This window comes from Chlorogloea sp. CCALA 695, assembly GCF_003003885.1.
Lineage (GTDB): Bacteria > Cyanobacteriota > Cyanobacteriia > Cyanobacteriales > Chroococcidiopsidaceae > Aliterella.
In genome coordinates this window covers 1-8708 of record NZ_PVWN01000101.1, presented here as the reverse complement: position 1 = coordinate 8708, position 8708 = coordinate 1, and the positions used below count along the sequence as shown (strand labels likewise).

The 8708-nt window shown below is 43.2% G+C and carries 6 protein-coding genes and 1 pseudogene; 3 read left to right on the top strand and 4 right to left on the bottom strand.

Translation table 11 applies throughout. The features are described from left to right. The 3 genes and pseudogenes from C7B70_RS26650 to C7B70_RS26645 all read left to right on the top strand — a co-directional run. Positions 1 to 333, top strand: a pseudogene (locus tag C7B70_RS26650) (hypothetical protein); the annotation flags it as partial. A gap of 68 nt (positions 334 to 401) precedes the next feature. Then, positions 402 to 986, top strand: a complete 585-nt coding sequence (locus tag C7B70_RS24265; RefSeq protein WP_106371484.1) for an AAA family ATPase — start codon at positions 402 to 404, stop codon at positions 984 to 986. Then, a complete protein-coding gene (locus tag C7B70_RS26645; protein WP_158260580.1) occupies positions 967 to 1134 on the top strand; it encodes a hypothetical protein in 168 nt (55 codons plus the stop codon). Before C7B70_RS24265 ends, C7B70_RS26645 begins: the two co-directional genes overlap by 20 nt. Before the next feature lie 163 nt (positions 1135 to 1297). Here the strand turns inward: C7B70_RS26645 and C7B70_RS24260 are convergent, their stop codons facing one another. The 4 genes from C7B70_RS24260 to C7B70_RS24245 form a co-directional block, all read right to left on the bottom strand. Further along, positions 1298 to 2284 (bottom strand): hypothetical protein, encoded by a 987-nt coding sequence (locus C7B70_RS24260; RefSeq protein WP_106371483.1) that lies wholly within the window; start codon positions 2282 to 2284, stop codon positions 1298 to 1300. A gap of 339 nt (positions 2285 to 2623) precedes the next feature. After that, positions 2624 to 3826, bottom strand: a complete 1203-nt coding sequence (locus C7B70_RS24255) for a hypothetical protein (protein ID WP_106371482.1) — start codon at positions 3824 to 3826, stop codon at positions 2624 to 2626. Positions 3827 to 3832: 6 nt separating this feature from the next. After that, positions 3833 to 4276: a hypothetical protein gene (locus C7B70_RS24250; protein ID WP_106371481.1), complete on the bottom strand. Its 444-nt coding sequence runs from the start codon at positions 4274 to 4276 to the stop codon at positions 3833 to 3835. A 121-nt stretch (positions 4277 to 4397) separates the two neighbouring features. Further along, positions 4398 to 8708 (bottom strand): DUF3854 domain-containing protein (locus tag C7B70_RS24245; RefSeq protein ID WP_146134162.1); only part of this gene is annotated, 4311 nt, incomplete at its 5' end.

The window sequence follows — 8708 nt, the reverse complement described above, 5'->3', positions numbered from 1 at the left end:
TACTTAGTTCCAGGGCTAGAACAACTACTAAGCGAGGCAGATATTGAACGCTATGAGTTTTATAGGAAAAGCTTGCGCGAAGCTTACGATAAGAACTTTGCCCCTGGATGGGCTGCAATGAACTTCAAGGAGCGCTATGGCTACTGGTCGCCTAATAGCTGGTCGAAGGGCGCAATTTTCGGGACTAAACCAACACCCCAGCAACGCACTGAGTATCTCAAGTATTTGCAAGCGATCGCGCAAAGGAAGGAAAAACCCCTTGAGTGGGTACAAAAACAAATGGAATTAGAATTTGGTTTAAAGCAAGTTGCCCAAGACGGTTTAAATAGCTAAAATACTGATTCAGTGATCTAGATTGAGTAGTAGATTGCTATCAAGGCTCTAACTCTAGCTTTCGCATCATGCAAGAAAAGATTACAGCAACAAGTTTACGGCTCAATATCGCTGGTGCTTCTGGCTCAGGAGCGACAACACTTGGTAAGGCGTTAGCTAAATACTTAGGCGTTCAGTTTTTTGACGCAGATGACTTCTACTGGAAGCTAACCGATCCACCTTATCAGGAAAAGTATCACGTGAGTGAGCGGCAACAGAGTTTACTTGCGGCAATACAAAATTTTCAGGGTTGGCTGATCGCGGGTTCTATGGATAGCTGGGGCAGGGCAATCTTAGATCAAATTGATGTTGTGATATTTCTGTATATTCCCTCTAATGTGCGTGTGCAAAGGCTAAAGCAGCGAGAGACTGAACGTTATGGTAACCGAATCATGCCAGGAGGCGATATGTACTTGCATTCTCACAAGTTTTTGGAGTGGGCAGCGCAGTACGACGAGGGGATTCTAGAAGGTCGGAATCTACAACGTCATGAAGACTGGTTAAAATCACTGAAGTGTCCAGTTATTAGGTTTGATGGCGACTACGCGCTGGATTATTTAGTAACTGAGACGATTTCCAGACTCTTAACCTTAAATGCCCAATATTCGGCATAGGAGCGCACTCTTCGGGACTAAACCGACGACGCAGCAACGCTCTGAATATCTCAAGTATTTGCAGGCGATCGCGCAAAGAAAAGAAAAGCCTCAAGAGTGGGTACAAAAACAAATGGAGCTAGAGTTTGGCTTAGAACAACCTGCTTAAATTCGTCGTCTCGTCAATGGTACAAGACGGGGCTAAATTAAACATCATCAACCTATCCAAAATAAAAAGCAAATTAAAAAAAAATAATTTTCCCAATCAAGTAATCAAGATTCTGAGCAAAATCATCTCTGCTGCAATAGCGAGAAGTTTAAAAAAGCTCTCGTCATGTAGTATGTTGTGGGTAAACTAAGGTAGGTTCGAGCCAAATCCACTTTCGTTGATTTTCTTCCCGTGGACCAAATGGAACGCGGCGATTGTGACCTTTACGCCAGTGTGGTCGTGGACTAGCATGAGTACCTCCACTCGGAGGTGCAGATACAGTTTCTTCACGAATTACATAATTCTTGCCAATCCAACGGGGGTTCCACATTTGGTTTTCTACTTTTGGTTTTTTAAACCCTGCTCCTTGTGTTATGCGTGTATGTGTCTCATCTACTAGGTCAGGACGCGCTTGCATAACAAGCAAAGTTTGGATGATTAGTCTTTGCAGTGAAGCTATGATATCTGACTCTGCTTCTTCATCTATATCCGTAAAATATCGAAGATTAGTTGCAAGGTCTATTGCTCCAAATTCTACCTCGTCAGGTAAGCACTTCACGTTTCCACTATATATTCTTCTATTTGCTAGAGCAGAAAACCAGCATATTTGTCCCTGTTCAATGGGAGACTGTGAAACTGTAAACTTAGGACCCAAATTTATATCTATGACTTCGTCTTCGGGTAGTCGATGTATCCATGCAATAAAGGTACATGGCTGGTCATCTGGGGTTTTAAACAAGTTTTCAGGGAGCATGATGATACCACCTGGTAAAACTCGCCTAAGCCCAGCAATTTGAGTAGGAGTATTAGTCTCGTTAAGAGCAATTGCTAGAGGTTTGCTTAACCACAAAGTAGGCAATTCTAAATGAGCAACCTGATAAGCAATCGATGCTGAATTTGCTGCAACCCAATCTAAAGTTTTGGGACTAACTCGTGCATTCCATATCGAATGAGCTATCTCATAACAAACGGCTCTATGAGATGTATAGCCTGACGGCTCTCTGTAGCACTTAGAGATTAGCTTTTGATACTCTGGTAATTGTTTGATTTCTTCACGAATGAGCTTGGCTGTTCTTTTGGGAATTTTCCGATTTATAAAATTTTGAGTCACTTCCTTACCTCTAATTTGTATTATTGAGTAACCAAATTATTAAATAATAGCTATTTCGCAGTGATTTTAGATGTTACTGCTAAGGGAAGAATGTATTAGCTAAGAATATATAGCATTATCCTCATTTAACGACTGCCATAAGTTGCTTGTTGCAAAAAACTAAAGTCAGATTGCTTTAAATTCCTTCACGATACGAAAACTCAAGTAATTGTTAAGTCTTGGTCGATCAGCTATATATTAAAATCGATGTAAAAGATCGATTAAGCTACATTAGGATTATAACAGTAGCCTTCTTATTCAAAGCTACCCTTTTTATTATACTGATTAATATTAAGAGGTTCAAAGCTCGAAGTTAGACTCTTTATTTTTCTGTTCCTGCATTACCTGCTGCAATCCGTTTACACATTTCTCAAGCCTTTCCAAGTCTTTCAGTGTCAATGTTCCTTTAAGTGATCTGTTTTTGAACTCTAGAATAATGCCGCGATCGCTTCCAGTATCAAGTGTTAAATCTTCTCCCCTCTGGCGAAACATCCAACCATTACTGACTTGGAATACTTTTTCCCCACTAGAATTATCTCTACCTACTGCTTTGACAACAAACTCGCTACACCTCAATCCTTCCAAGTTAATTTTCTGTTGAATAGGATTAGTTGCTTGGGTCATGCACAATTTATCAATCGCTCTAGTATAAACAAGTCCTGCATACTTATCAGCATTTACGCGATCGCCCTTATTTTGGTTAACGAGGCGTTTATATTCAGGGTCTAGAACGAGCATCTTGAGTATTACATCTCTAGGGAAACCCCTACCAATTGCTCTATTGGCAACTTCTATAGACCGCTCTAAGGGAATTTTTGAAGCCAGACCTTGGCTATTTTGTCGCCAAAGTCTTTGCGGATCTTCCTCTACATCTGTTTTCCAATCAAGTTTTTGGTCATCAGCAAGTTCGCGTAAGTCTAAGACTCGTGTTTTAGATTGGACGTTAGCGAAAGCATAGATTTCGGTAAGTAGCTTTTCAAAGCTGGGAAGATTATCCGTCATATTATTCATAACAAGAATAATATGTTTTTCAATTCCTAGCGCTTCCCTTACTTGGGGAAGGTTTTGGTTGTGATTTACTGGTCTAGAGAGCGATCCAGATATGCCGCGAATCTTATCAACTTTTTCTTGTTCTTTGGTAAAATTGGCAGTGACATCGATGGCAATTTTCTTTTCAATTCCATCATTTCCTCTAACTTTAACTACTGCGTCAGTTGCAATTACTAAATCGAGTAGCCGATTAGTTAATTTTTCTTTGATGTCTTCGCGGATTGGGGGAAGCGATCTGCGATTGAGTATTTTGTCAAACCATTCACTAGCGCTAGGATAATCATCTTTAACAAAGCGTTCAGCTTTAGCAAATTTATAGGGTAGTTTTGCCTCGAATAGCCTGACTACATCCTCTAATGTAGAAACCTTTAATTCTAGAATGCCTGCAAGCTTTGCAAAATCCTTGAAGAAATTTTCTAATTCTTCTCCAGTCAACCGTCGTGATTCATTCATCAAGCTCTATAGCAAAATGATGACGCACTCAAGTTTCTCTGGCAGTGCAGAAAATTCTACATAAACTTCAAAAATATCATTTCTCGTATGACCCAAATTTTCATTTACTTGCAAAATCAATAGGTGATTTATGCCTAGCAATTTGCGAAGTAAGACGTACTTCTGCCCAGAATATTTTGTTAACATTGCATCAGCTTCCTGCTTGTCAGTTATTGCAGTCAAAGCAATTCGTCCAGTTTCATCTTCTATAATTACAGGCAAATCTAACTCATCCAATAATTCCTGTGCATTATCAGTTTTAATAATATATTCAAGAGAAGCTGCTGACACTGCATCTCTAACTTCAGCCAATGATAGACAAATACTTTTCAAGCCTGCATATTCAATATATTCCCGCAACCAACTGGAAAGCGATGTTTCTACAATAATTTCTGGCAATGTATTTACCATTATTTAACACTCCCGCTCATTAATAGCTGCTACTTATAGTAGGAATTAGTTGTTTATTCTAGCTCATTTCTCTTTAATTTTAAGCAAGACCTACCTCGTATTCTCTAATTCAATTAGTTGATTAAAGCTCAGGTTGCCTGCCAATCTCTTTCTCTTTTATTGCTTCTAGCACTTTTTCAAATTTTTCTACATCTCTTTGAGTAATGCTGCCTTGAAGATTGCCATTGGTTAACTCTAATATTGTTGACTGCCTTTGGCTGCAACCTATTTTGATATCTGAACCAACCTTGGTGAAGGTGTACCATCCGCCAGTCCACGACACGCAATCGCTGCGCTGGTTTTTAGCAAACTCGGACAACAACCTGATGCTTAATTTTAAGGCTCTAGTATTCAGCCGCTCTTGCTGGGGGCTGGAGCTATCTTTAGTGGCTGTATGAGCGACAACAGAATCTGTCTTCATCGGACGAGTGAGGTCAGTTAGCGGGTTATCATGCTGCCACAAAGAAGAAGTTAGTAATTGTTCGTGCTGTAATAAGTCTTGCTGCATGGTGGCAGCAGCTTGTTGAGTTAGAGGAATAGGAGATTTGGAATGATGAAAGGAAATCGCAACTTCAGTAATCCGCCCCAGGTAAGCATCAGGTTTACCAATATCCCTAGCTGCCTGATACCACTGCCATAAATCACTAGCAGTTTGCTTATAGGTATCAAAGTCCAGCCGCATTGCTGCTGCTGCCTCGGTTGATAGTCCTTGACCAGAAGCTATAACCGCCTCAATCCTGCTGATGTAAGCATCGGGCTTACCAATTACCTGCGCTACCAGCTTCCACCCAGATACATCTGGTTGTGGCTCAATCCCCTTTAACTGTTCATTCCAGTCCTTACCGATAGTAGGGGTAGCCCTGGTGACTAATTCAAGTTCAGCAGCTAACCGCCATGCCATTTCTTCTCCAGGGCGATCGCTGTCGTGAGCGGCGACAATTTCTACCCCTTGCTGTTGCTGTTGTCGTAGCCAAGCAGTAGGGACAGAGCCAGCGCCATCGGTAGAGACAAACATTGTTTTTCCAGGTTGCTCTGCTAAAGCTGCGGCTGATAGGGCATCAATTGCCGATTCAACTAGCACAATCCGTTTTAGCTCTCCTTCGCCTTGGACAAATGAGAACCATCCGCCTTCACGCTGGCTACCCGTTGCTAACCCTTTGAAAGAGCTATCCTTGTATGTCCCGCGCAAACTGGCTCCGGTAACATTGCCCTCAATGTCCTGGCGCAGAAACACAGCATTTTGTTTGGCATCAGCGTAGATTTTGCCCTGGCTATGTAGTTCATCGACCAAAGCTACGGGTAGTTGACGTTTTTCAACTAAGTATTGGCGTACAGCTAACCACTTCGATTCGTCGGTGCTTGGCGGTTGGAAGGGTTGGCGTTCTACAACTTTTGGTTGTGGCGCTCGTACTGGGACAGGTGGTAGTTCCAAGGCGCTATCGGCTAACCATCCCAAGGCTGCCTTAAAATCACGCGCCTGGACGTGCATGACTAAATCGATTGCGCCATAGCCGCCTTTGAGGTTGGCGTGGTCGTAGAACTTTTGGTCGTTGATGCTGATAATCTGACCTTCACCGCGCCATTTGTGCTTATCGTACTTGTCTTGGGTTAGCCCTAATCGGATTGCTATCTCATCAAGGGGAAGGTCGCGTAGTTGTTGGGCAAGAGTGATTACAGTTTCTTTTGTATGTGTAGCGATTACCGCATGGACTTTCTTAAGTGCCTGGGTATTGCTAGCGGTTTGGAGCATACTTAAGTCCTCCCCAATCTGTTTACAAGCAGAAATAGTAGTTGTTGAACCAATCGCTGACAAATTGATCTGCTGGGAAATAGATGCGATCGCAGTATTAGTTATTTGCTGTTGTTTCTCCTTTAATAAAGGCTCTATTTGTTCCAGGTAGCCAGAAATTACACCGTCAAATTGATTAATTGCTCCAGCAGTCTGCTCAAAGTTGGATTTAAGCTGTTGTGTTAAATCAGTCAAAACTTGAGCTAAGGGTAGTGTTTCAACAGCCGATTGCTCAACGTGTTTTGATACGGCTTTACTGATGCCCGTGACTATTTGCTGTTCGTGCTTCGCCTTTCTTGCTTTGGCTTGTTCCAAGTAGCTAGAAATTACAACGTCAAGCCTATTCAATGCTGCAAGCGAACTAACCTGCTCATACTGGAGGTCAGTAGTTAGGCTGGTTAGCGCTACGGGAATATTCTGGTGCTGGGTTACACTGGCGCGTTCGATATAGTCTGCAACAGTGCTAATAGTGCGGTCACAAGTTAGCTTGTCAAGTAAATTATTGAGGGAATTGAGAGCAGTTATCCCAGGGGGAAACTGCTGCCGATGTTGGGACAATTCTTCTATTAATGGTGATACCGTTGTAACCAAAGCTGAGGCAATAGTTTCATGAATAGCACGGTTTGATGCTGCCAAGAGCGCTTGCTGATTGGTCTTTTGTTTGAGAGCCGCGACTGTCGCTTGAATTTGGGCTAAGTAGTCAGAAATTACTGTATCAAGCACTTTGAGCGATTCAAACGATTGTGATTGCTCGTCTCCTAGCTGCTGCGTGAGGTCAGTTAGCGGTTGAATTAGGGGTGAAGCGACTTCCTCAAGCTGGGTGTGTCTGACGACGGATTGTATTGATTGCTCGTTAAGTTGCTCCTGGTCTACTTGGGATTTGGGCTGTGATGCAATCGCCTCCTCAATCACTTCGGTTAGTTGATGTATAGCGCTAGTTAGCCCTTGATGTTGAAGTCCCTTTAGCTGGTGACTTAAAGGTAGAAGCGCTTGGGTTAGGGGCGCTTGGGTGATGGTTCGTGCTGCTATGTAATTTGAGATGGCACGAGCAGCTTGACTCTGTGCCTCAACAGTTGGGGCTATCTCTGGGCTTGATTGCGATAGTTCGCTAGGTAACGCGGATTCAAGCTTTCGCATTACCTCACTTAATAGTTGGGACTGGTTGCCTTTAAGGTCTTGACATAAATTATGTAAGTTTTGGGCAACCCCCCGTGAGGCAATGGTTTCTACGCTCAGGTGATTAGAGATCGCCTCTATCAATTGTCCGCTTACTCGCCCGTCATCTCCACCTCGCTGTTCAATACTTTCATTACCTGCTGTGCCGTCAATAATTGTTGGATCTTTTCGGTCAAGGCTACTTGTGAAGTTCGCTGCTCCCTGACCTCGAAGCCAACTGTTTGCAAGGCTTCGACTAAGCTCTGTAATGTCGGCTCCAAGTTGCTCGACGGTTTGGAGTTTAAGGTATCGGCTAATTGCTGTAAGAAGTTCAGATGACTGGCTTTCAATTCGCTCAGGTTCTCGGTCTGGGTAACTTCCAGGCGCAGGATTTGTTCGTTCAATTGACTGTTGCTGCTCTCCAATTGCTTGTGGCTGCTCGTAAGTTGACTGTTGCTTTTCTCCAATTGAGCGATCTTTTTGGTCAATGGGGCTAAGGCTTTGGTCAATTCTGAGGTGTCCATCGGCTGAGTATTCTCCGTTGATTTGTCGTTGTTGGCTGTCATGATCAGGTTCTTGTAATTGGTCTAAGTTCGGGTTGTTGATGGGGTGCTGACCCAAGGGCGGTTCTTCTAGCTGTTCTTTCCTCTCTTGAACGCTCAATTTTTTAGGCGGCACGATGGCTAAATGCCGTTCTTGCTTGTTGTGTTCGCGCCACTGTCGTAATGGCAGCGCCACTGATGCCAGTTGCTCGTAGGCAAGTGGACTATGAGCCACAATCAAGTCATCTACCCCTTTTTCTGGTCCCGGTAGACTGACCACGCTGACTTTTGCTCCCTGCTGTTGCAACAAACTACCAGTACGAGAAATCGCAATCTCGATATTTCGCTTTGTCTCTGGGCGTGTTTCGTGGTCAAAGCAGAAACTAATATTGCGCCCTAAAGTAGCGAAAACTGCTAATTCTTCGTGCAAATGAGCCTTTATTGGTCTTCCTTGCTCATCCTTACTGCGATAACCCGCGTAGATTCCTGGTAACCCGATGGCAACGTGACCTTGACTCAGTAAACTAGCTGCTTTCTTTGCTCCCTCCGCTAGGGTAATAGGTAAGTTATATTTCCACGCGCAGTACCAAAAACCGCGATCACGATCTTCTTGAGACGGGTCAACTCCTGCTTTTTGGTAAATCTTTTGGGCGATATATTCGGGTACATCTAAGAGGAAAATACCTAAGTCGGTTTTTGGTGGATGCTCGTACTTGATGCCCTTCCCTGGTTTATCTGGATTACTCCTTGGCTCATTTGGTTTGTAACAGCCCCAAATTTTCTCTTGCGGCTTGTTACCTGTGTCTAAGTTGGAAAAAGATAGAGCATTTACCCCAGAATTGCACCACCAACCGCCAGCATCAATATGGGCGTATCGCTTGAGCATTCCAGTAGTTAGTTGCCCAAT

Excerpts from the sequence above, each read along its gene's own strand:
- C7B70_RS24265 (WP_106371484.1), top strand. The coding sequence starts at position 402 with ATGCAAGAAAAGATTACAGCAACAAGTTTACGGCTCAATATCGCTGGT.
- C7B70_RS26645 (WP_158260580.1), top strand. The coding sequence starts at position 967 with ATGCCCAATATTCGGCATAGGAGCGCACTCTTCGGGACTAAACCGACG.
- C7B70_RS24255 (WP_106371482.1), bottom strand. The coding sequence starts at position 3,826 with ATGAATGAATCACGACGGTTGACTGGAGAAGAATTAGAAAATTTCTTC.
- C7B70_RS24250 (WP_106371481.1), bottom strand. The coding sequence starts at position 4,276 with ATGGTAAATACATTGCCAGAAATTATTGTAGAAACATCGCTTTCCAGT.